This window comes from Megasphaera massiliensis (assembly GCF_000455225.1).
Lineage (GTDB): Bacteria > Bacillota > Negativicutes > Veillonellales > Megasphaeraceae > Megasphaera > Megasphaera massiliensis.
This window is the reverse complement of the sequence record NZ_HF954559.1, coordinates 51,411-73,250: the sequence shown is the minus strand read 5'-3', so window position 1 is coordinate 73,250 and position 21,840 is coordinate 51,411. Positions and strand designations below refer to the sequence as shown.

Below are 21,840 nucleotides of genomic sequence, written 5' to 3'. Positions count from 1 at the left end.
CCTCATTTCTTACGTCCTAAGGCATCGGCTTCCATAATAGCCTTATATACATCATCAGCCGTAATATCAGGACGAACATTTTTTGTGAATTGAGTCGGCACTGTTGCGGCTTCCGCTACCGCCTGCAGTTCTTCAGCGTTTACTTCAACAATCCCTAAATCAGCTAAACAAGACGGGAGCCCTACAGATTTAATATAATTCAATACAGTTTCCCACTCATCATTTGGTGATTTTTCCAGAAGAAGCTGCGCCAATAAACCGAATGCAACTTTTTCACCATGAGAAGCGTGATGGGCTTGAGATACATGAGCCAGCCCATCATTAATAGCATGGGCTGCTGCCAATCCGCCTGATTCAAAACCAACGCCACTAAGGTATACACAGGCTTCAACGACAGCGTCCAAAGCAGGTGTCACGGTTTTCGCATCAACGGCTTTCAACGCATCTAAAGAGTATTGCAATAAGGTTTTATAACACAGCTCCGATAATGCTAACGCTGTAATAGAACAATTTCCACGCGCCATAGTTTTAGCGTTACTCCGACGACAAGCCCGGGCTTCAAAATAAGTAGCCAACGCATCCCCCATTCCGGAAATCAGATATTTTTTAGGCGCTTTCGCAATGATATCAGTATCGACTAAAACAAGATCCGGATTATGTTTCATCATCAGTGCTTTGATAACAATCCCCTGTTTATTATAGATGACAGACACACTGCTACAGGGCGCATCATTAGATGCAATCGTAGGAATAATAATAACTGGTAAAACACCTAAATTAGTGGCTACCGCTTTTGCGGTATCAATCGCTTTTCCTCCACCTACACCAACAACAACATCACACCCATGATCCACTGCTAAACTCTGGATATCTGCAATGACTTCTGGGGTACACTCACCAGAAAATTCAGCATAAAACACGGTTTTATTTATTTCTGTCAATGCAGTGTCAATGATTTTACCGACTCTTTTTTTATTGTTGGGAGATATTACCACTAAAAAATTATCTCCCATCTTTTTAGCATATTTCCCTAACTTACCTAACTCTCCCGCTCCTTGAACATAATATCCAGGAGCTTTAATGCCAATAGACATAGATAATCCCCACCTTTAAATGTTCCATAGAAAAAACTAGGCTCTCCTTGCAAAAAGAGAGCCTATAAAAATATACACTAAATTATGAATACAAATCCGGCAAATCTGCCAATCTACGAGCAAGAACATATACATCTTCCTCTATTTGACAAATCAACATATCCCGGTTTGCATTTGTACAGGGGATATTCGTTTCAACCCCACCATTCAAATTATCATGGCAAATGCGATTTAAATCTTCAAAGACCTTTAGGATTCCGTCCGTATCTTGGCTGACTGTTTTTAGAAGATCATTAAAATAAACCTTGTCCTGGTCATCGTATTTAAAAATAGTACACCAATATGCCAAAAGGTCGGATTCATTCAACCCTGTCTTTTGAAAAATCAGGGTTTTCTGAGAAGATAATAAAAGTAGTAAACAGGATAAATATGACTTTACCACCAATGGAACCTGGGATTTAATTTTCGCAAAATACCGCCGGTGGGACCAATATCCATTAAAAGTCAATTCATTTTTTTCCAGAAGATTTTTGATTCCATCATTAGCTGATACTCCGCAAATCATGAAAAAACGTTTCATGCCTTCATTTGTCGATCTGCTTTTCGCATTCATCAAACATTTTCTCACAAAAAACTCACAAACTTCTGTTGTATTCGATTTTGTCATTTTCCGTAACAGATCGCCATAATACTGCATAGCACAAACCTCCGGATATCAAAATTCTACTACTTATTTTTCTGCGCCTTCTTTTTCAATATTCAGCTCTTTCAAGGCAGCTGTATTGAAAATCGGATCTGCTTTGGTATTATACAGGGACATTTTACGTTTGAAGAAATTTTTACCAAATACAAGCAGGCAAAGAACAATCCCAACACCTAAAGCCATTGCAGCACCACGAGATACGAGGACACCACCGATAATGCCGGCAACACCAAGATCATTAAAGGTCTTAGCACGAAGAACGCCAACGCGAACAGCTACATAGCCTTGAATCAACATGGTCAAAGCTAAGGCAATTGGCAGAACAGGTTTTACGAAGCTTACAATAGGCGACAACCAGTACCCGGTAAAAGTCCCCAATCGGAAGGAAGCTACCCCACCAATCAAGCTGTCCATTGCTTCACGCCCGTGTTTATATCGTTCACAAATAACAACCTGCATAGCAGCCCATAACGGACCACACATCGACAGGTCCGGACCTAACATAGCCATCGTCATGTTACGAACACCAACGATAACGTTGTTACGATTGGCATCAAAGTGAATGTTTTCGTCCCCATGACGAAATTCGCGGGCTTCATCAATCAAAGCATCTGCCTGAATCAATTCACCAAAGAGAACAACATAGGTAGCAACAACCAGAGGCATTGCTTGGACATAATAAGACATCGCAGGGAATCCAATTCGTTCCGCAAAAGGACTCCACTGAGTAAAGACTTCTACAAAGTGAGGATGAGTAAAGCCCATTTCAATCGTAGGCCACGGTAATTCGCCTACAATAGGAGCAATAATAACCGCCAAGACCATTGCCGGCAATAAACCTAAATCAGAAATAACACGGAAAACTTTATTCTTATTCATGATGCTCTTAAAATGATTGCTAAAAGAGCAATAGAAAGCAAAGCCTACGGCAATAGCAATGGTAAATGGATATTTATCAAAATTACCGCCGGTATTGAATACTAATCGGACAGCTGCAATGCCAGCGCCAATCAGAATCCCTGATTTTAAGGCATCTGGAACTAAATCGACAACACGTTTAGCTAATCCAGTCGCCCCTAAGAAGAAAGTAAGCAACCCCAACTCAAACTCAAAGGCAATGAGTGCATGCATACGTTCTGCCGTATCATTCGGAAATTCACCTAACCATAATAAAAGCAAAGGAATAGCCGGTGTAATCCACCCAGGGACAACCGGGTCCCCCAAATGAGCATGCCAAGTATACAAAAAGCCGTTCATGATAACGATAGTAATCGCAATTTCAAAAGGCATCCCTAAATATTCCTGTAAAACCGGAATAATGCCGAGACAAACAGCACAGAGGAGTAACCCCTGAACATAATCAGGCCATTCAAAACGATAGTGGATAAAAGGCAAACGCAGGACCAAATTAAAGATATGCAAATTAATCCCTGGTTGAAGTTCGCCTTCTTTACGTTTATAAACAGGACCGAACATAAGCTTGTTCCCTTCTTTCTCTTTTAAATTTAGACAAAAATAGCGCCAAAGCAACGCAATTCGGTATGAAATTATCGATAACCCAAATCGTTGCTATGGCGCATGGATGTCAAGGAGTATTGTTTTTATCCTTCATACTTACAATGAAACCGCTGTTCAAATACTGCAATTAAATCTTGTTTAAAATCCGGATGGGCAATCTTAATGAGTTCCATAGCACGCTGCCGTAAGGTGCGCCCTTTAAGATGGGCAATGCCAAATTCAGTAACGACATAGTCGATATCATTACGAGACGTTGTGACAGCAGCACCTTCATCCAGCAATGGAACAATTTTCGAAATTTTACCGTGACCGGCAGTAGAGGACATCGCAATGATGGCCTTCCCACCTTTAGCCCGCGATGCACCGCGAACAAAATCGACCTGGCCACCAACACCACTGAACTGTTTATATCCGATCATTTCAGCATTTACTTGGCCCATCAAGTCGACCTGCATGGCCGAATTAATCGAAATAATATTATCGATTTTGGCGACTACAAAGGGATCATTGGTATAATCGACGGGTTTCATCAAAACATCCGGATTGTTATTTACAAAGTCATATAGTTTTTTGGTCCCCATGAGGAAACAAGAAACGAATTTTCCCGGATCAACCGTCTTCTTTTTATTGGTAATAACGCCTTTACGGGCTAAATCAACGACGCCGTCAGAGAACATTTCTGAATGGATACCGAGATCCTTTTTATCGCCCAAGAAAGACAGTACTGCATCCGGAATCGCGCCAATACCGAGCTGCAACGTATCTCCGTCGTGAATCAAGGAAGCAATATATTCCCCAATCTTACGTTCCGTTTCACCAATTTTAGGCGGCTGGAGTTCAATAAGATCTTCGTCCTTCTCTACGATATAGTCAATATCTTTAAGGTTGATGCCATTCCCATAAGTATAAGGCATATTCTTATTAATCTGAGCAATAACCAACTTTGCAACTTCCGCTGCCGGCTGCGTATAGTCAACAGATACGCCATAAGAGCAATTTCCGTCTTCATCGGGTTCGCTAAGTTGCAGGAAAACGACATCGACCGGCAATGTTCCATCCGCAAAAAGTTGAGGAGCTTCATGGAAGAAACACGGCGTATAGTCTGCGCGGCCTTCTTCAACAGCTTTTCGTGTAGAACCGCCGACAAACAAGGCATTATGTTTAAAATGCTTTTCCATCCCCGGCTGACAATAGGGAGCCTGTCCCATTGCAACCATGTGGACAATTTCTACGTTTTCAAGACGATCGGCCTGGCGAACCAATTCTTCGGTTAAAACTTGTGATTCACCACAAGCATGGGTAAAGACAATACGGTTGCCGGACTGGACGTGGCTTATCGCTTCTTCAGCAGATACAATCTTGCTGCCATATTCTTTTCTCCAATCCATCACACACACCTACTTTCTTATAAATCGACTGACGGCCTGCAACGAAGGAGGAGTAGCCCAGTTGCAGGCACCAGTCAATATCTCATCTACTCTACTATATTATTCCAACTGTTCACCTTATCGAAAAGATGGTAAGCAGCTTTCATCAAGCATTATTCTTCGATCTGTGCAATAGATTTAGCCAATTCTTTCTTCATGCGCAAGTTGCCCTGGCGTGAAATCATGATGCGCTGTGCCTGCGGCGAACCGGCGCCATGCATCGATTCAGTACGGTAGCCGACAGCAGCAGTACCTAAGCTTAGATTTTCAATCAGGCGTAAAATTTTGAGACGATTTTCAGTCGATACAGAGTTGACACCTCTGAGGTATTTGTCGACATACGGCCCAATCTTCGGATCACGAAGGTCTTTTTCAGACGGAGCCGTAACCATCAGACCACCGGCGATATCTTCAGCCAACCGAACGATTTCATAGGGGAAACGAGTTACATTCTGTTTGCAGACGTTCGCTAAGAGCAAATCGATAAGATAGTTGCCAGCTTCAGTTTTCGTTCCCAGGGCCGAGCAGGCAATCCCGCAGGCAAAGAGGGTTTCATTGAGGTGCTGCATTTCGATAATCTTATCCTTAACATGAGAAGCTTTCGGGCAGCCATTGTAGTCGGCTGCTACGGCAGCGGCACCGATGAGGACGTCGCCAACACCAACTTTACATCCGCCATAAGATTGACGATGATATCCGGCAAAGCGTTCAACCAAGACGCCGGCAAATTCATATTCACCATTGAGGTAGATGTTTTCGTTCGGGATAAATACGTTATCAAAGATGACCAGAGCTTCTGTCCCACCGAATTCAGGATTGCCCGTATCCATAGGAGCGCCTTCCATTTTACGGGTATCGCAAGACTGACGACCAACAATCATGAAAATGCCTTCAGCATCCGTAGAGCAAGAGAAACATACTGCATAATCTTTATCATCTTCCCCCATGGAAATGGTCGGCATGACGATAACTTCATGGGAATTAATAAAACCAGTCTGATGTGCTTTAGCACCACGGACGACGATGCCATCCGGACGACGTTCTACAACATGAAGATACATATCAGGATCTGCCTGAGCATGCGGAGCCAAGCCACGGTCACCTTTAGGGTCTGTCATAGCCCCGTCTACCGTAAGGTCTTCTTCCTGTACACGTTTCAAGAATTTCATGAAATTTTCATGATATTTTGTTCCATATTTCTTGTCCGTATCAAAGGTCGTCGAGAATACAGCGTTAAAAGCGTCCATCCCGACACAACGCTGGAAGCAAGAAGCCGTTTTCTGACCACAAAGGCGCTGCATTTTTACTTTATTCATTAAGTCCGTTGTGCTCTGATGAATATGGGTAAAGCGGTTAACGCGTTCACCAGTATAGGGAGAAACGGCCGTCATCAGTTCTTGATATTCCGGTTGCTGAGCCAGATCATAGGTCATGCGAACGGAATTCATGGACGGACGGAGAATCGGGTCATCAGCAGGACATGCAATTTTCTTACCGAACATATAGACCTGTAAATTTTTCTTTCTCATACTTTCGATATACTGTTCGCCTGTCATTAATGCCATAATAAATCATCCTTTCTACTTATCTTATAATAAATTTTGAGTAATTGGTTCACACGATAACGTGCTTTGCCTATAGTAAGAGCAAAAATCATGCCAAGTAAATGATCATGAAAAAAAATATAGCGTTTATTTCTTTAAAAGCATAGTAATTATCTCATCCAGATAAATTTTTATTTTTTTCAATCAATATAGTTCACTATTTCACATTTAGCTTTACTTATATTTATAGCATTTATTCGTTTCACTTTTAGCACATTTGCAACAGTATGTTGTTTTAATTTTGGAACAAATTTATTTTGTTTCATTTTTGGTTCGGCAAATTCGTCAAAACGCATTGTTAATCTAGGTTTATTTCTATATTTTCTTGCTTTTAGTCAGTAAAACATTTTATCTTATTTTTGTCTCATTACATTACACACGCGCATTATGTATTTGCTTATATCGGATATATTTTATATTTAAAAATATATCCACTTATACACCTATTTTCCCCCTTCAAAATCGTGAAATTAAGAACTATTATTTATCACACATTATCCCTTTTAATTTTGGCACGATAATTTCATATAAATAATTAAATTAATCAGATAGGATGTGAATACAATGAATGATTCTATAAAACAACAAATTGAATCTGTATTAGAAAAAGAAATTAGACCCATCTTAGCCGAACACCAAGGGGATGTCGCCATCGTCGACTACACTAATCACATTTTACGAATCCGCCTAACCGGAAAATGCAGCGGCTGTCCGTCAGCCCAATTAACGACAGAAGAACTCATCGGAAATAAGATTCGTGAGTCCATCCCCGAGGTCCAAGACATTATCCTGGTAACCGGGGTCAGCAACTCCCTCATTGCTCAAGCGAAAGATATATTACGCATGCGTCATATGCAGAGGTAAGCTATGAAAATAGGCATAAAATATTGCGGAGGCTGCAACCCTCGCTACGATCGCAGCCACGAAGTAGAAAAGCTGAAAAAAAAATTTCCTCAACATATGTTTACATATGATGTGGAAAATACAGTCTGTGATATCTGTCTGCTCGTGTGTGGCTGTATGACGGCCTGTGCAGATAAAACGGGTATCGCAGCGCGACAGTTCCGCCAACTCCTCACACCGCAACAATTTAAGGACTTTTCAAAAGAAATGGAGGCTTCATCTCAACAGGCCCCAACAGCAAAAACAGAAATACGGGTAGGCACAACTGCCACCATGACCAAAACATTCACCGATGAAGACATCTATCAATTCGCTGCACTGACCGGAGATTCCGGAAAGCTGCACACCGATTCGACCTTTGCGGCCCTCCATGGATTTGGCCGCCCCGTTGTTCACGGGGTACTGACCGCCAGCCTCTTATCTTCTATCATGGGAACTATTTTCCCGGGCGATGGAACGATTTTAATGGATGAACAATTATCCTTTACCGCTCCCGTTTATCCCGGCGACACCATTAATGCGTCGATAGAACTAATTCGTGTCGAAGAAAAAAAACGCTGGTACATTGGCAAATTTCGAGGAATTTGCCAAAAAGCAGATGGAACCAGAGTCGTAGAAGGCACTATCCATCAATTGATGATGAAAACATTATTTATCTATCACGACACATCCAATCACACAGAACAGGAGAATAAATCATGACAAACTTAGAAAAATACGAACAGCTTTTTATGAATAATTTCAAACTAAAAAAAGAAGACCTACCCGGTCTAAAGTATCGCAGTATTAAATTATGGGACTCTATGGGCCATATGACATTAATGGAAGAAATGGAAGATACCTTCGATATTTCCATTGATACCCCCGATGTGCTGGCATTCAGCTCTTATGAAAAAGGAATGGATATTTTACGAAAATACGGCGTCGATATTTAAAATGCTCGAAAAAATAATTGTCGATCCCCTGACTGACAGCAACTGCTATCTGTTAGTCTCCGGGGATCGCGTTCTCATCGTCGATCCAAATAATTTTCAAAAAATCCATTCCTATCTTACCGAGAAAAATCTAACTCCGGAACTTGTCATTTTAACACATGAACACTGCGACCATATAGCGGCCCTCAACGACCTCAGGAAACAGTATCCGGTAAAAGTTTTATGCAGTGACGCCTGCAGCCGGGGAATTCAAAGTACTACCTTAAATATGACAAGGATTATGGAAACGTATTTATATTTTAAGAGCAATGGAAAAATGAGAGTTTCATACCCGCCTTTTACTTGCCAACCGGCAGATATTACCTTTGAAAAAGTTTACACGACGACCTGGCGACGGCATACAATTTTATGCCAATCCGCCCCCGGCCATACTCCCGGCAGCAGTTGTATCATCGTCGATGAAGCACTCTTGTTTTCAGGAGACTACTTCATTCCAAACGAAAATGTCATCACACGACTCCCTGGCGGGGATGAACAGGCCTATGAAAAATGGGGTAAGCCCGTTTTACGGAGTTTACCCACACCAATAAAAACATATCCCGGTCACAGAGCACCCTTTATATTGACAAAGGAGGTGAAGGATACCTATGGACTATAATACTTGGCTAGACCAGCCGCCATTTGCTTGGACCCAATCCGAAAAAGAGCACCATTATATACACCTCTTATCCGAATTAACACTTCAACACAGCAAGGCTTGCCCACCGTACGGACAGGCATTGAACACCTTAAGGCTCAAACGCAATCGCTATAACAAAATTTCAACCATTCCCATGCTCCCTATATCTCTTTTTAAGACAGAAGAGTTAAAAAGTATCAGCGACCAGGACGTTTTCAAAGTGATTACCTCGTCCGGAACATCCGGTATAGCTTCCCACCTATATCTCGATACTACAACAGCAAGCAATCAACAATTTGCCTTATACCATATTGTAGAAAACTTCATCGGTTCCGCTCGATTGCCGATGCTCATTGTCGACACGCCGGACTTATTAAAAAACCGCAATGCCTTCAATGCGAGAGGGGCTGCCGTTTTAGGATTTTCTATTTTTGCCAAACGAAAATATTATGCCCTAAAGTCTGATTTGTCGATAGACCTAGAGAGCATCCGAACCTTTATCCAAACCTATCATGATCAACCGGTGCTCATTTTCGGGTTCACTTTCATGATTTGGCAGTATTTATGCGAAGCGCTGGCAGATTACCCGGGAGTGCTCGATTTATCCAATGCGATTCTCATCCATGGCGGTGGCTGGAAAAAGATGCAAGATCGAGCCGTTTCGCCCACAATTTATAAGCAGCGTCTATACGAGCAGTTTAAAATCAGCAAAGTTCACAATTACTATGGTATGGCTGAACAAACCGGATGTATTTATATGGAGTGTGAGCAAGGCCACCTCCATGCCAGTATTTTTTCAGATATCATTATCCGCAATCCTGAAGACTTTTCCCCTTGCGCCATTGGTGAATCTGGAATAGTTCAGGTATTAACACCGCTGGCAACATCCTATCCCGGGCATTCGATTCTGACAGAAGACATGGGAACATTATTAGGCATTGATGATTGCCCTTGTGGTCGTTTAGGCAAATATTTTCGCATTGACGGCCGTATTGCCAAGGCGGAGATAAGGGGGTGCAGCGATGCACACAATTAAAAAGTTCACGACAATCGCAGGAATGATTCCCAAAAAAACAACTCCATTCCCTCCTTTTTCACCGTTGACAGTACAGTTTTGTAACGAGTTCTCTCGCCAACTGTTAAATCTCCCAATAGTAAAAGATAATCCGGAATGGGCAGCTTTTAGCTTTTGGCTTCGACCAAGGAAAATAGAAGAATATAAAAAATTACTTCCCTATCTTGAAACTCGATTGGGACGCGGCTTAACCTTTCACATTGCCCCATCTAACATGCCCGTCATGTTTTTATACAGTCTATTCATATCCTTGTTAGCCGGCAACGCCAATGTAGTTCGGATATCGCCGAAGCTAGTCCCAGCAGTTTCCCCCATTTGCAGCTTATTCGATCACCTCTTACGCGCTCCTTCGTATAGACGCCTATTTAATCAAAATGCAATCATAACCTATGATCACGAAAAAAAAGTAACGGATTTATTTTCAAAATGCTGTGACAGCCGCATAATTTGGGGTGGAGACAAAACAATTCTCGAAATCAGAAAATCCCCTTTATCTCCCAAGGCTATCGACATTCCGTTTCCCGATCGCTACTCACTGTCGGTCTTCGATAGCAATTATATCATTACTTGTTCAGATGAAGAATTAAAAGAAAAAGTTCATCATTTTTATTTAGATACCTATGAAGTAGATCAAAATGCCTGCTCCTCTCCAAGACTTATTTTTTGGCTTGGATCAAAAAGCGACTTCATCGATGCGCAGCAGCGATGGTGGAAAGCCGTTGTCCATGAAATACAGAAATACGACCTGGCTCCGATTAAAGTAAGTCGAAAATTCACCGAAGCCTGGAAATTTGCAATGCATGAAACTGAAATTCAATCCATCGCATATGACAACAACCGACTTTATGTCTATACATTATCTGACTTTCCCTTCGATATAACTCAATTATCAGGAACTTTTGGTCAATTTTTTCAATATCCATTACAAGATTTATCGGACATATTCCCCTACCTTACGGCTAAAGTCCAGACTATCACGACCTTAAATATATCCCCAACTGAAGTTCGAAACCAGCTCATCCAAGCTCAGGTAACCGGTGTAGACCGAGTTGTACCAATCGGGCAAGCCATGGATATGGATATAATTTGGGATGGCCGCAATCTACTGGAATCACTGACCCGCATCATTCGTTAGGAGGGATTCCTATGTTGTGTTTCTTTGATGAAAACCCTAAATACCAAGATCATCTCTTATTTATTGATGGAATGGACCATTCCATTACTTATGGCGATTGGTATGTTCACAGCAAAAAAGTACATCAACTAATCGAAAATAAACCCAAACAATTAGCGGCCATTATCTGCCATAATACCATAGGCTCTGCACTATCCTACCTTTGCTGCCTGCAAAACCATATCGTCCCCCTTCTCATCGATCACGATATGGATGAAGAATTACAGCAACAATTATTGATGCGATATAAGCCCAATTACCTGTTTAAGCCCATAGATGATACAGAAGAACCAATATATACACTATATGATTACGGCCTATATCATAGTAATGAAATCAACCACCATATTCATCCGGATTTAGCCCTGTTATTAACGACGTCCGGAAGTACGGGAAGCCCGAAATTAGTCCGTCAAAGTTATAAAAATATTCAATCAAATGCGGCCTCTATCGCTGAATATCTAAAAATCACCGAGCTGGATCATCCGATTTCATCTCTCCCGATGCACTACACCTTCGGTCTGTCAGTAATAAACAGCCATGTCCTCCAGGGTGCCTGCGAATGCCTGACAGAAAATACGGTCTTTGATAAAGAATTCTGGAACATCTGTAAAAAAGAATCTATCACCTCACTGGCAGGTGTTCCCTTCACCTTTGAGTGTTTGAAGCGCATTGGAATCATGTCTATGGATTTGCCAAAATTGAAGCTGATGATTCAAGCCGGCGGCCATTTATCGACACGGCTGCAAAAGGAATATCTTGAATTTGCGCACAAAACAGGAAAGCGTTTTATCGTCATGTATGGCCAAACAGAAGCAACGGCACGCATGTCCTATCTGCCATTTGATAAAGCCTTGGAAAAATTGGGAAGTATCGGCATCGCAATCCCGGGCGGGACCTTCCACATCATGGAAGATGAAAAAACGGAAATCACGACGCCGAAGGTAACCGGAGAACTTTGTTATGACGGTCCGAATGTAACGATGGGGTACGCTCAGAAAGCAGAGGATTTATCCTTAGGAGACTTACGACATGGACGGCTTTATACGGGAGATATGGCCTATGTTGATCAAGACGGATACTACTATATTACCGGCCGAAAAAAACGCTTCCTAAAAATAATGGGGAAGCGCGTAAATATGGATGAAGTAGAAGAACTCTTAAAAAACACCTTTGACGTTAGCGACTTTGCTTGTACCGGAAAAGATGATGACCTGCATATTTTTATGACGGGCACCACAGACAAACAACCAGAAATAGAAGATTTCTTAATCGAAAAACTCGGCCTTCATATCCACTGCTTCAGTATCCATCAAATAGAACAAATCCCCAAAAATACGTCGGGGAAAACCCAGTACCCAATTTTGAACGACCTGGCCGAAAAGGACGGAAGGTGAAACAATGGACACCAACTTAACACTGAGTCAGAAAGAGCTTCAAAAACTTTCAACCAATCAAATTCAATCGTTGAATATTCTCGCCTTATCCACAGAATCTCTGTACAACCTGCTTCAAAAAGAATCCGAAGAAAACCCCTTCATGGAGTATAGCCCAAATCAAAGATCGTCAGCCCACAACGATACTTCCTTTTTAGATTTTGTAGCAGCTCCGGAAGAGCGCAGCGTCAAACAATTTATTTTGGAACAAGTAAATTCCGCGAATTTTACAAAACCCCAGTGGGCCCTGTTTTCGTATTTGGCCGACTATGTCGATAGCAGAGGATACTTGACCATAACCGAAGAAGAAATAACCGAAAAATTGCCCTTGCCGGCAGGCCTTTTTGACTTCTGCCTATGCCGTCTCCAAGAACTGGATCCTGCCGGTATAGGCGCGACGTCGCTCAAGGACTGTCTAAAATTGCAGCTACGTCGCAATCACAAGTTAACCCCGCTATTGGAAAAACTGATTGACCATCATCTTTCAGATATAGGAAAACAAAAACGCTCACAGATTTACCAATCTGTAAAGGGTCCCAAAACAAAGATCGATGCCGCCATAGCTCTCATCAAGAAATTAAATCCGGCACCACTTAGCGGCATCTTCGAAGCAGAAGCCTCCTATATTATTCCCGATGTCATCATTCAATTCACGGGCACCGACCACGAAGTCATTTTAAACGACTCCTGGTCAGCCTCTTATTCCATGAGCGATTACTACGTCCGGATGATGCGGACAACGACCGACGAAAGTGTAAAGGAATATTTCCAAACCAAATATACGCGCTGTCGCCTACTGTTTTATAATATTGAACGCCGCCGTAAAACGCTGCATGCCTTAACCGATGCCATTTGGAACTGTCAGCAAGACTATTTACAGAACCAAGGACCGCTGCAGCCGATGACGCTGTCAGATATTGCCAAAAAAGTAGGCCTTCATCCCTCTACCATCAGTCGTTCTATAAAAGACAAGTATCTACAAACGCCGCATAAAACCATTTCCTTCAAACATTTATTTCAGCGTCCTTTTCCTAAGACAAAAGAAACCATTTCGAAAGATGCCGTACAACAGTCTCTCGCTCGGCTGATTGAAAACGAAGACGTCAAACATCCGTACAGTGATGCCCAATTAACTGCACTGTTGACGGACCAGTTCGAATACTCCTTTTCAAGAAGATTAATTCAAAAATATCGAGAAATACTGCATATTTCTAACTCCTATTCTCGTCATCAATAGTCCATTTTTCATCTATCGACGTTGATTCTCTCAATACTATCAGCCTTGTTACTATAACCAAAAATTGTTATAATTATATCATGTCTGCATATTTATCATGTAAATTATAGAAGCCCCATTGGGACTCCTTTATTACCCATTTTAAAGGAGACAATAGTTATGACAACTACCGCTAAAATTTTTTCCACGCTCTCAGAGGCCCAGGAGCGTTTAAACGCAATTATAGAGCATTCCTTTGACGGTATATTCATTACTGATGCAAAAGCCAACGTACTCCGCATCAACCATGCCTATGAAATCATTACCGGATTAAAGCAAGAGGAAGTCATCGGGAAAAATATGGCCGACTTGGTCCGCGATAAATTAATATCTCAGTCCGGGTCGCTCCAGGTCATCAAAACCAAGCAGCCTGTTACCTTGCAACAATGTTTTCGTTCCGGAAAAGAAGCTCTAGTAACAAGCTCTCCCATTTTTGATAAAGACGGAAACTTTATCATGGTCGTGACCAATGTCCGAGATTTAACCGAAATTTACAATTTGAAAGCCGTTGTACAAGAAAAAACGGCCGCTATGGACCGTTTAGCTTTAGAGTTAGAGCATTTACAAACGACGGCAGAAGAAACTCACGAAATCATCGCAAAAGATGAAACGACCTTGGCCGCTATGCTACTGGCCAATCGCGTTGCTTCAATGGACACCTCGGTCATCCTATTTGGTGAAACCGGGGTCGGTAAAGAAGTCATGGCGCGATATATCTTCCAGCACAGCCTGCGATCAAAAGGAAGTTTCATAAAGGTGAATTGCGGCGCCATCCCGGAAAACCTCATTGAAAGCGAGTTATTCGGATATGAAGGCGGCGCTTTTACCGGTGCCAATAAAGGTGGTAAAATCGGCCTCTTCGAACTCGCCAATAATGGGACCTTATTTCTTGACGAAATCGGGGAACTCCCGAAAGATATGCAGGTAAAGCTGCTGCGTGCCCTACAGGAACAGGAAATCATGCGAGTAGGCGGCACAAAACCCATAACAATCGACGTCCGGATCATTGCCGCAACCAATCGAAATCTCGAAGAAATGGTAAAAAACGGAACATTCCGGGAAGACCTCTATTACCGACTCACCGTTTTTCCAATTTCGATCCCGCCATTACGAATGCGAAAAAAAGACATCGAGCCTTTAGCAAAATCTTTTTTAGAAAAGCTGAATCAAAGGTATCAAATGAAAAAGTATTTGACCCCTTTATCGATGCAGCTGCTCCATGAGTACGATTGGCCGGGAAACATTCGCGAACTAAAAAACATTGTCGAACGGGCCATCATCATCAGTTCTTCCGACGCCATACAACCAGAAGATCTCCACATTCACCCGGCCAGTAAACCCATCGTAATCATCAAAGAAAAGGAAGTTGAAAATAAACCGGCCGACTTTGCCGCACCGCCCATTCAATTTCCAATCAATTTAAAAGAGGTACTGGAAAAGATTGAATATAATTATATTCAAAATGCATATAAAATGTTCGGAAACGTCCGAACAGCGTCCAAAAACCTAGGATTAACGCCCTCAACCTTTGTTAGAAAACGAAAGCAATATGAGGCTCAACATTAGGAAAGGAGGTCTTCCCATGACAAAATCAATCGTAAAAAGAAAAGCGCTGACCATCTGTCCGATTCAAAAAGTTGAGGGCGGCTAATCATTAGTTAAAGCCCATTATTCCTTTGAATTTAATTTAGCCGAAATAAATTCCCACAACATCGTTACGTGAATCGTCATGGCGTTATAAGCCCCGGTTGCATCATGGCGGACAATGGCATCGACAAGACGGCGATGGTAAACGAGGGTATTATTATCCCTCAGGGCATCTTCCGTCGATACGATATTCTTTTTAACCGACGTATGAAGGATATAGGATAAATTACTCAGGACTCGATTCCCACTGGCCTCGGCAATCATCATATGAAGGGCAATATCTTCTTCTTCGTAATCTTGATTGGCTTGGATCAGTTTTTCGACCAGAGCGCACTGTTTCAATAATTCCTGACATTGTTCTTCCGTCGCGTGGAGGGCCGCTAATAGCGCTGTCTGGGGCTCAATCATTAAGCGAACGTCGAGCAGGTCGATGGCCAGGCGGTCATCATCATAGATAAAAGTCAGTCCCAGGGGATCCAGGGGAACGCCGCAGCGTTTGGCGATGAAGGTGCCCGAACCTTGACGTACTTCCAGGATGTTGCGGGCGCTTAATGCTCGAATCGCCTCCCGCAGAGTCGAACGACTGACATTCAAATTTTCCATCAACACCGGCTCCGTCGGCATTTTATCCCCGGGAAGCATTTGTCGCGACGTAATAAAATCGATGATATTGTTAGCCGTTTCTTCAATTTTAGATTTTGAGGACTTAGAATTAACCATATAAAACTCCTTACTGGCATGCAATCACTGATTAATATCTATAGGATAACAGATATATCAGACAAAAAACAGTAGAAACAGGAAAATCCATCAGACATTGTAAAAAAAGCTGCCTTAAGGCAGCTTTTTTTCTCATATGACCTTATTGCTGTAAGGTTTCAATATAATTGATAATTAAATCGGCGCCTTTTTCTAAGGTCATGCGGCTGGTGTTCATGGCCGCCGTATAATTAGCCGGATCTCCCCACAGATTCCCCGTATAATACGTATAGTATTGACCGCGCTTACGGTCTTCTTCTTTTAATTCCTGCAGCGACTTTCCATCATATACGCTTTTCCCGCGCTCGGTCCGATAGGCATCGTCGGCACAGATATAAAAGGAATAGGTATTGGGGAAATTTTTTAAAACGTAGTCTGCACACCGTCCCAAAATAATGCAGGACCCGTCTCTGGCCAATTGCCGGATGGCCTCGGATTCAGCCTCAAACATCTTATTATTTAAAGGCTTCTCGCCTTGCATGCCAAAGATATAGAAAGGCATAAATTTCAAGGAAAGGGGCGGGATTTCTTCTTCGAGCTGTTTTAAGTCCCCTTCCTTCATATCGTCGATACCAATTTTAGCAGCTGCGATATGAATCAATTGGCGGTCGTATAAGGGAATCCCCAATTTTTTTGCCAGAATCTGCGCCAGTTCTCTGCCTCCGCTCCCATATTGGCGGCTGATGGCAATCACCGTACCTGCGTTCATGGTCTCATCTCCTCCCGACTGCTATTTAAGGACATCCTTGTTGACGAGATACTTTGCCTTTTCGCCATTCAAAACCTTGGCAACGCCTCGTGCAGCCTTCGTTTTCAGATCGATTTCCGATTCTTCAGAATACCAGGCAATATGTGGCGTAATGATGACATTATCCAAGGTCAGCAAGGGGTTATCTTTTTCAATCGGTTCATGGACCGTAACATCCAACCCGGCATAGCCGATTTTTCCATCTTTCAAAGCCCGATACAACGCGGCTTCATCAATCAAAGGTCCGCGCGACGTATTGACGACGATGGCCGTCGGTTTCATCCAGGAAAGGGTTTCGTCATTTAACAGATTTTCCGTATCTTTCGTCAAGGGTACATGAACCGAAACGATATCCGACTGCATCAAAACATCCTTCAAAGGCAGGATTTCAACACCTTCCTTGGCTCCCGCTTCAGGAGAAACATAGGGATCGTAAGCCAAAATTTTCAAGCCAAAGGCCTTCATCTTTTGAGCAACCATTCTGGGAATACGACCAAATCCTAAAAGTCCCAAGGTCTGTCCGTTGAGGCGGTGAATCGGTTTGGCAATCTGATAATCCCAGCCCCCGTGACGAGTCTGATGATTCAATATGTTTAATTTCCGATGGCAGGCCATCATCAAAGTAATCGCCTGATTCGACACTTCATCCATACAAAAATCCGGTACATTGACAACCTGAATCCCCAAGTCCGTCGCAGCCTTAAGATCGACAGTATTGACGCCGACGCCATAGCGGCCGACGACCTTCAAGTTCGGTAGCGATTCCATGACTTTACGGGTAATCGGTGCATATTGATTGAGCAGGCCATCTGCGTCTTTGCAGTTTTCAATAATCGCGTCTTCCGTTTTAGACTGAGTCGGAACTAAGACGGCTCCGATTTTAGCGACTTCGTTTTTTTCGGGATCCAACGTTCCATAATCATAATCGGTTACATACACTTTAAATGCCATGATTTCAACACCCTTTCTTAAACTCTCATAGGATCAGATTCTGCTAAATCATATTTGCGCACCATCGGGTCAAAGGCTGCCAAAACCCAGAAATAGGCATTTTGACTGCCCGGGCAGCCGATCGTCGGATGATATCCGCAAGGCGCCTGGACCATCGTCCCCGAATAAACGGGATGGACGACCATGTCATCGACGTCGCCGCTGTTCTTATAACTGATATGGAAACCAAACTTAGGTTTCGGCATATCAAAGTAACAGTAGACTTCTTCTAAATATTTTTCATGCTGGTGCGGCGGCCAGCTCGTCCATGAACCGTCACCGCCCCAGGTGAGACCACAAATCAACCGTGACGCCTTATCGGTCGGAGCCAGGGTAAACATGACTTCCCGGCGGCACGGGCCTTCTCCATGAATCTGATGTATATCGCCGATGGGAAGGGATCGGTCGAACTTACGGACGAGAGGTTCACCGATTCCATCAAAAACAGCCCCGGCAATATAGAAAATACACTCTTCAAGGGCCGTGATTTGAATGGAATGCCGCGCCGGAATATAGAAAGAATCTAATTTTTCCAACTGCACCTTTCCCAGTATCTCTTGTTCGATTACGGCCCGACCTTGGATCAAGACAGCATGCAATTCCCGCTCATCATCCTTCAGATGATAGGAGGCCCCCTTAGGAAGGTTCAAGCGAAACATTTGGGCAACCCGGCAAGCTGCCGTATCCGGTGTAATAACCGAATGGAACCCCATCGAGTCCGGCGATTGAACACGCCAAGACATCATCTCATTCATATTCATTATAATCCCCTTTCCTTATAAAAACAGTGTCGTAAATACAGGGAATAGTACGACCGCAAAATAAACAGCTACATAGCCAATGAAGAAAGGAATTTCACCACTGACAATCTTGCCCATATCAAGCTTGGTTACAGATGCCGCTGCAAAGATATTGACGGCAACAGGCGGAGTCATCGTGCCGACGACATTGGCAATGCAAACAATCATGCCGAAGTGAATGATGTCGACCCCTACGACATGGGCCAATGGCCAAAGGATAGGCACTAAGAGGACGCAAATAGCGGTGCCTTCCAAAAAAGTACCGAATGCCAGCAGCAACAAGGCAACGAGAATACAGAACAACGTCGGATTGAGATTCAGGCTGCGGATAAAATCAACCATCTCACCGGAAATACCGGAATAAGCAAAAATCCAAGAGAAGGCCGTTGAAGTCGCGATGATAAATAAAATCATCGCCGACCCTTTTGCAGAATCCAGAAAAATGGGCCATAAGTCTTTGATTGTCATTTCTTTATATACGAAGAAGCTGACGATCAGGGACCAGACGACGGCAACTGAAGCCGATTCGGTCGGCGTCATAATGCCGGAATAAATCCCGCCTAAAATAATAGCCGGCAGCAGTAAGGCCGGAATGGCATGGATAAAAGACCCCCATACTTCTTTCAAGCTGACGCGCTTGGCATTTTTAGGCCACTTTTCTTTATGGGAATATACGAAACAGACGACCATCAAAATAGCCATGATGAGGATACCGATGCCAAGACCGGCTTTAAACATTTTGCTGATAGAGGCCCCGGTAATCGTGCCATAAACAATCATGATGATACTCGGCGGAATAACCGGCCCCAAACCACCGGACACGACCAGAAGACCGGCTACGCGTTCTTTGGGATACCCTAATTTAACCATATCAGCATAAAGCATGACGCCAATGGCTACGACCGTTGCCGGAGCTGACCCCGACAGGGCGGCAAAAAAGGCGCAGGCTAAAACCAATACAAAAGACATGCCGCCGCGGATATTACCAATAATGGAATTACAGAAATCTACGATACAGCTTGAAATACCGCCTTTCGTCATGATATTGCCGGCCAGTATAAAGAAGGCGATAGCCATAATAGACGTCGATTCAAGACCGCCAAAAATACGCTGAGGGATAATACCCGGCGTGACCATAAAATCAGGTGCCAAGAAAATCGTCACCATGACGGCTGCGCCTAAGGTAAACGAAATAGGTACGCCCATGGCCAAAAACAGAATCATCCCACCAAACAGTAAGGCTGTTACCATATTATTCTCCTCCCTTCACATCAGCGCCGGAGGCCCTGAGACGGGTAATCATTATAATAGCACTGACTCCCTGTACACAGGTAATGATGGCAAAGCTGATTACCAGTGCCAAATAAGGAATGGCCATCGGAACGTGTAAGGCTGCCGTTACCTGACCGGATTGGGCTTGTACGGCTGTCATATAACAGCTGTAGTACAGCACAACAGCGGAAAAAATCGTCGTGACGATTTTGGCAAGAATCTGTATCAAGGCCTTTGACAAGCCGCTGAAGCGGTTCACCACGGCAGTGACAGCAATCTGTGAACCATCACGAAGACCGGCTTCTGTTCCCAGCAAAACCATGTAAATCATAGCAAAGGTTGACAGTTCATCGAGCCACGGCAGAGACAGCTTGATAAAGTTACGATTGATGACCGATGAAAAAGAACAGATAACCATTACAGCAAAAGAAATGACGATAATCAAATTTTCAATAGATTGCAGCTTTTTCAATACTCCATTCATGATCACACCTCCGCCTACATGTATTTTGCATCTTCGATAGCTTTGTCAACAGCCTGCTGCCATACGGGATCGAAGGTAAATCCTTCCGCGGCTGCTTCTTTCTGATAAAGAGCCTTCAACTGATCCCGATCGATGTCGTGGAAGACGACGCCTTTTTCCTTCAGTTTTTCCGTTGCATCTGCATTGGCTTCGACTAAGAACTGCCGTTCTGCATCACAGCCTTCTTTGACCCCTTCCAAGAAGGGTTGGCGCAAATCTTCCGGAATGGCATTCCACGATTTATCAGACATGCACAGCAAAATATATACGAAGACATGATGTGTATTGGTGATATTCTTGGTAACTTCATAAAAACCATTGGTGTAGCAGCCGCTGACACCATTTTCACAAGCATCGATGGTGCCTTGCTGCAGTGCCGTAAACTGTTCCCCAAACGGCAAGGCAATCGGCATGGCCCCAAAAGATTTAAAGGCCGCCATATGATACCGATTCTGTATCGTCCGAATCTTTACGCCCTTGAAATCTTCCGGTTTTTCAATCGGTTTCACAGAAAATACGTCGCGGAACCCCGATTCCATATACCCGATAACATGGATTCCCATCCGTTCTTTCGCTTCCCGTTCAATCAGCTTACCGATATCTCCGTCTACAGCAGCATGGGCTTCTTTGCTGTTTTTCCAAAGATAGGCCTGATCCAGAATTGCCATTTCAGGAATCCAGTTGCTCAGGACCGAGTTTGCCGCAGTAGCAATATCCAAATCCCCATTCATAGCCAACTCTGTAGTCCCGCGCTCACCGCCTAAGGCAGCACCGGGAATGACATTAATCTGAATTCTGCCGCCCGTCTTATCATAGACCCGCTTTGAAACTTCTTTAGCCCCTTGGTAGTAACAAGTAGCTTCACCATCCGTCAGAGACATGCGAAGGACCAACGGCTTTTCCTTGGTATAAACCCGTGCTTCTTTTTGTCCCGCACATCCGCTCAAGGTCATAAGCATCAGACCGGTAATAAAAATACATAAAAACTTTCTCACAAGAACCCCTCCTTTTCGTCCGATGTTTCTCTCTGTGTTTTAATAATACATCGGATGAATATACGGCGTCAATATAAAGGTAGGATTCTTGCTATATTGTAATAGACGTTATTAACTTTATGATTTATCTGTATTTTTACCTATTTTTATTAAATATATCATTATATGTCTGAGAATCTAATCAAATGAAGCCATATTTTCACTTGAGTTTTCTGCGATTATCTTATAAAATAGAGTTACAAGCGCTGATAATTCATATGATGATTACATCATGTTTCAATT

General features: G+C 43.1%; 21 protein-coding genes. 9 read left to right on the top strand and 12 right to left on the bottom strand.

What is annotated here, in order from left to right:
• Positions 1 to 2: 2 nt before the first annotated feature.
• From TX77_RS11905 to TX77_RS11885, 5 genes are all read right to left on the bottom strand, one after another.
• Positions 3 to 1,094: a glycerol dehydrogenase gene (locus tag TX77_RS11905; protein WP_044505306.1), complete on the bottom strand. Its 1,092-nt coding sequence runs from the start codon at positions 1,092 to 1,094 to the stop codon at positions 3 to 5.
• Positions 1,095 to 1,176: 82 nt separating this feature from the next.
• On the bottom strand, positions 1,177 to 1,791 hold the full coding sequence (locus tag TX77_RS11900; protein WP_044505305.1) for a hypothetical protein: 615 nt from the start codon (positions 1,789 to 1,791) through the stop codon (positions 1,177 to 1,179).
• A 33-nt stretch (positions 1,792 to 1,824) separates the two neighbouring features.
• A complete protein-coding gene (locus tag TX77_RS11895; protein ID WP_044505304.1) occupies positions 1,825 to 3,273 on the bottom strand; it encodes a hypothetical protein in 1,449 nt (482 codons plus the stop codon).
• A 125-nt stretch (positions 3,274 to 3,398) separates the two neighbouring features.
• On the bottom strand, positions 3,399 to 4,703 hold the full coding sequence (locus tag TX77_RS11890; protein ID WP_044505303.1) for an acetyl-CoA hydrolase/transferase family protein: 1,305 nt from the start codon (positions 4,701 to 4,703) through the stop codon (positions 3,399 to 3,401).
• A gap of 152 nt (positions 4,704 to 4,855) precedes the next feature.
• A complete protein-coding gene (locus TX77_RS11885) occupies positions 4,856 to 6,307 on the bottom strand; it encodes a 4-hydroxyphenylacetate 3-hydroxylase family protein (RefSeq protein ID WP_044505302.1) in 1,452 nt (483 codons plus the stop codon).
• Positions 6,308 to 6,910: 603 nt separating this feature from the next.
• Here TX77_RS11885 and TX77_RS11880 point away from each other — a divergent pair.
• The 9 genes from TX77_RS11880 (at position 6,911) to TX77_RS11840 (ending at position 15,390) form a co-directional block, all read left to right on the top strand.
• Complete coding sequence (locus TX77_RS11880) at positions 6,911 to 7,210, top strand: NifU family protein (RefSeq protein WP_044505301.1); 300 nt, start codon at positions 6,911 to 6,913, stop codon at positions 7,208 to 7,210.
• A 3-nt stretch (positions 7,211 to 7,213) separates the two neighbouring features.
• Complete coding sequence (locus tag TX77_RS11875) at positions 7,214 to 7,951, top strand: MaoC family dehydratase (protein ID WP_044505300.1); 738 nt, start codon at positions 7,214 to 7,216, stop codon at positions 7,949 to 7,951.
• Positions 7,948 to 8,184 (top strand): hypothetical protein, encoded by a 237-nt coding sequence (locus TX77_RS11870; protein ID WP_044505299.1) that lies wholly within the window; start codon positions 7,948 to 7,950, stop codon positions 8,182 to 8,184. Before TX77_RS11875 ends, TX77_RS11870 begins: the two co-directional genes overlap by 4 nt.
• On the top strand, positions 8,138 to 8,842 hold the full coding sequence (locus TX77_RS11865) for an MBL fold metallo-hydrolase (RefSeq protein WP_230198143.1): 705 nt from the start codon (positions 8,138 to 8,140) through the stop codon (positions 8,840 to 8,842). Before TX77_RS11870 ends, TX77_RS11865 begins: the two co-directional genes overlap by 47 nt.
• The gene (locus TX77_RS11860) at positions 8,832 to 9,899 is read left to right on the top strand and encodes a LuxE/PaaK family acyltransferase (protein WP_044505297.1); all 1,068 of its coding nucleotides are present in this window, start codon (positions 8,832 to 8,834) and stop codon (positions 9,897 to 9,899) included. The genes TX77_RS11865 and TX77_RS11860 overlap by 11 nt, the downstream gene beginning before the upstream one ends.
• Positions 9,886 to 11,073 (top strand): acyl-CoA reductase, encoded by a 1,188-nt coding sequence (locus TX77_RS11855; RefSeq protein ID WP_044505296.1) that lies wholly within the window; start codon positions 9,886 to 9,888, stop codon positions 11,071 to 11,073. Before TX77_RS11860 ends, TX77_RS11855 begins: the two co-directional genes overlap by 14 nt.
• An 11-nt stretch (positions 11,074 to 11,084) precedes the next feature.
• Positions 11,085 to 12,509: an AMP-binding protein gene (locus TX77_RS11850; RefSeq protein WP_049917373.1), complete on the top strand. Its 1,425-nt coding sequence runs from the start codon at positions 11,085 to 11,087 to the stop codon at positions 12,507 to 12,509.
• Between the two features lie 4 nt (positions 12,510 to 12,513).
• The gene (rpoN, locus tag TX77_RS11845; protein WP_044505295.1) at positions 12,514 to 13,785 is read left to right on the top strand and encodes an RNA polymerase factor sigma-54; all 1,272 of its coding nucleotides are present in this window, start codon (positions 12,514 to 12,516) and stop codon (positions 13,783 to 13,785) included.
• Positions 13,786 to 13,944: 159 nt separating this feature from the next.
• On the top strand, positions 13,945 to 15,390 hold the full coding sequence (locus TX77_RS11840) for a sigma-54 interaction domain-containing protein (protein ID WP_044505294.1): 1,446 nt from the start codon (positions 13,945 to 13,947) through the stop codon (positions 15,388 to 15,390).
• Between the two features lie 102 nt (positions 15,391 to 15,492).
• On the opposite strand, the gene TX77_RS11835 is transcribed toward TX77_RS11840, so the two are convergent.
• From TX77_RS11835 to TX77_RS11805, 7 genes are all read right to left on the bottom strand, one after another.
• Positions 15,493 to 16,191, bottom strand: coding sequence for a FadR/GntR family transcriptional regulator (locus TX77_RS11835; protein ID WP_049917372.1), 699 nt, complete (start codon positions 16,189 to 16,191; stop codon positions 15,493 to 15,495).
• 142 nt (positions 16,192 to 16,333) lie between these two features.
• Entirely contained in the window at positions 16,334 to 16,939 is a 606-nt protein-coding gene (locus TX77_RS11830; RefSeq protein ID WP_044505292.1) for a cytidylate kinase-like family protein, read from the bottom strand.
• A 21-nt stretch (positions 16,940 to 16,960) separates the two neighbouring features.
• The gene (locus TX77_RS11825) at positions 16,961 to 17,929 is read right to left on the bottom strand and encodes a C-terminal binding protein (RefSeq protein ID WP_044505291.1); all 969 of its coding nucleotides are present in this window, start codon (positions 17,927 to 17,929) and stop codon (positions 16,961 to 16,963) included.
• Between the two features lie 17 nt (positions 17,930 to 17,946).
• Positions 17,947 to 18,729 carry a 5-deoxy-glucuronate isomerase gene (locus TX77_RS11820; protein ID WP_044505290.1) on the bottom strand — a complete coding sequence of 261 codons (783 nt, stop codon included), beginning with the start codon at positions 18,727 to 18,729 and terminating at the stop codon, positions 17,947 to 17,949.
• A gap of 15 nt (positions 18,730 to 18,744) precedes the next feature.
• Positions 18,745 to 20,019 carry a TRAP transporter large permease gene (locus TX77_RS11815; RefSeq protein WP_044505289.1) on the bottom strand — a complete coding sequence of 425 codons (1,275 nt, stop codon included), beginning with the start codon at positions 20,017 to 20,019 and terminating at the stop codon, positions 18,745 to 18,747.
• 1 nt (position 20,020) lies between these two features.
• A complete protein-coding gene (locus TX77_RS11810; RefSeq protein ID WP_044505288.1) occupies positions 20,021 to 20,524 on the bottom strand; it encodes a TRAP transporter small permease in 504 nt (167 codons plus the stop codon).
• Between the two features lie 14 nt (positions 20,525 to 20,538).
• The gene (locus TX77_RS11805) at positions 20,539 to 21,558 is read right to left on the bottom strand and encodes a TRAP transporter substrate-binding protein (RefSeq protein WP_230198142.1); all 1,020 of its coding nucleotides are present in this window, start codon (positions 21,556 to 21,558) and stop codon (positions 20,539 to 20,541) included.
• Between the last annotated feature and the right edge of the window lie 282 nt (positions 21,559 to 21,840).

Bases quoted from the DNA above. Each gene is read 5' to 3' on its own strand.
- TX77_RS11840 (WP_044505294.1), top strand. From the start codon at position 13,945: ATGACAACTACCGCTAAAATTTTTTCCACGCTCTCAGAGGCCCAGGAG.
- TX77_RS11820 (WP_044505290.1), bottom strand. From the start codon at position 18,729: ATGAATATGAATGAGATGATGTCTTGGCGTGTTCAATCGCCGGACTCG.
- TX77_RS11865 (WP_230198143.1), top strand. From the start codon at position 8,138: ATGAAAAAGGAATGGATATTTTACGAAAATACGGCGTCGATATTTAAA.
- TX77_RS11855 (WP_044505296.1), top strand. From the start codon at position 9,886: ATGCACACAATTAAAAAGTTCACGACAATCGCAGGAATGATTCCCAAA.
- TX77_RS11880 (WP_044505301.1), top strand. From the start codon at position 6,911: ATGAATGATTCTATAAAACAACAAATTGAATCTGTATTAGAAAAAGAA.
- TX77_RS11875 (WP_044505300.1), top strand. From the start codon at position 7,214: ATGAAAATAGGCATAAAATATTGCGGAGGCTGCAACCCTCGCTACGAT.
- TX77_RS11810 (WP_044505288.1), bottom strand. From the start codon at position 20,524: ATGAATGGAGTATTGAAAAAGCTGCAATCTATTGAAAATTTGATTATC.
- rpoN (WP_044505295.1), top strand. From the start codon at position 12,514: ATGGACACCAACTTAACACTGAGTCAGAAAGAGCTTCAAAAACTTTCA.
- TX77_RS11900 (WP_044505305.1), bottom strand. From the start codon at position 1,791: ATGCAGTATTATGGCGATCTGTTACGGAAAATGACAAAATCGAATACA.
- TX77_RS11815 (WP_044505289.1), bottom strand. From the start codon at position 20,019: ATGGTAACAGCCTTACTGTTTGGTGGGATGATTCTGTTTTTGGCCATG.
- TX77_RS11850 (WP_049917373.1), top strand. From the start codon at position 11,085: ATGTTGTGTTTCTTTGATGAAAACCCTAAATACCAAGATCATCTCTTA.
- TX77_RS11905 (WP_044505306.1), bottom strand. From the start codon at position 1,094: ATGTCTATTGGCATTAAAGCTCCTGGATATTATGTTCAAGGAGCGGGA.
- TX77_RS11895 (WP_044505304.1), bottom strand. From the start codon at position 3,273: ATGTTCGGTCCTGTTTATAAACGTAAAGAAGGCGAACTTCAACCAGGG.
- TX77_RS11830 (WP_044505292.1), bottom strand. From the start codon at position 16,939: ATGAACGCAGGTACGGTGATTGCCATCAGCCGCCAATATGGGAGCGGA.
- TX77_RS11835 (WP_049917372.1), bottom strand. From the start codon at position 16,191: ATGGTTAATTCTAAGTCCTCAAAATCTAAAATTGAAGAAACGGCTAAC.
- TX77_RS11870 (WP_044505299.1), top strand. From the start codon at position 7,948: ATGACAAACTTAGAAAAATACGAACAGCTTTTTATGAATAATTTCAAA.
- TX77_RS11860 (WP_044505297.1), top strand. From the start codon at position 8,832: ATGGACTATAATACTTGGCTAGACCAGCCGCCATTTGCTTGGACCCAA.
- TX77_RS11825 (WP_044505291.1), bottom strand. From the start codon at position 17,929: ATGGCATTTAAAGTGTATGTAACCGATTATGATTATGGAACGTTGGAT.
- TX77_RS11885 (WP_044505302.1), bottom strand. From the start codon at position 6,307: ATGGCATTAATGACAGGCGAACAGTATATCGAAAGTATGAGAAAGAAA.
- TX77_RS11890 (WP_044505303.1), bottom strand. From the start codon at position 4,703: ATGGATTGGAGAAAAGAATATGGCAGCAAGATTGTATCTGCTGAAGAA.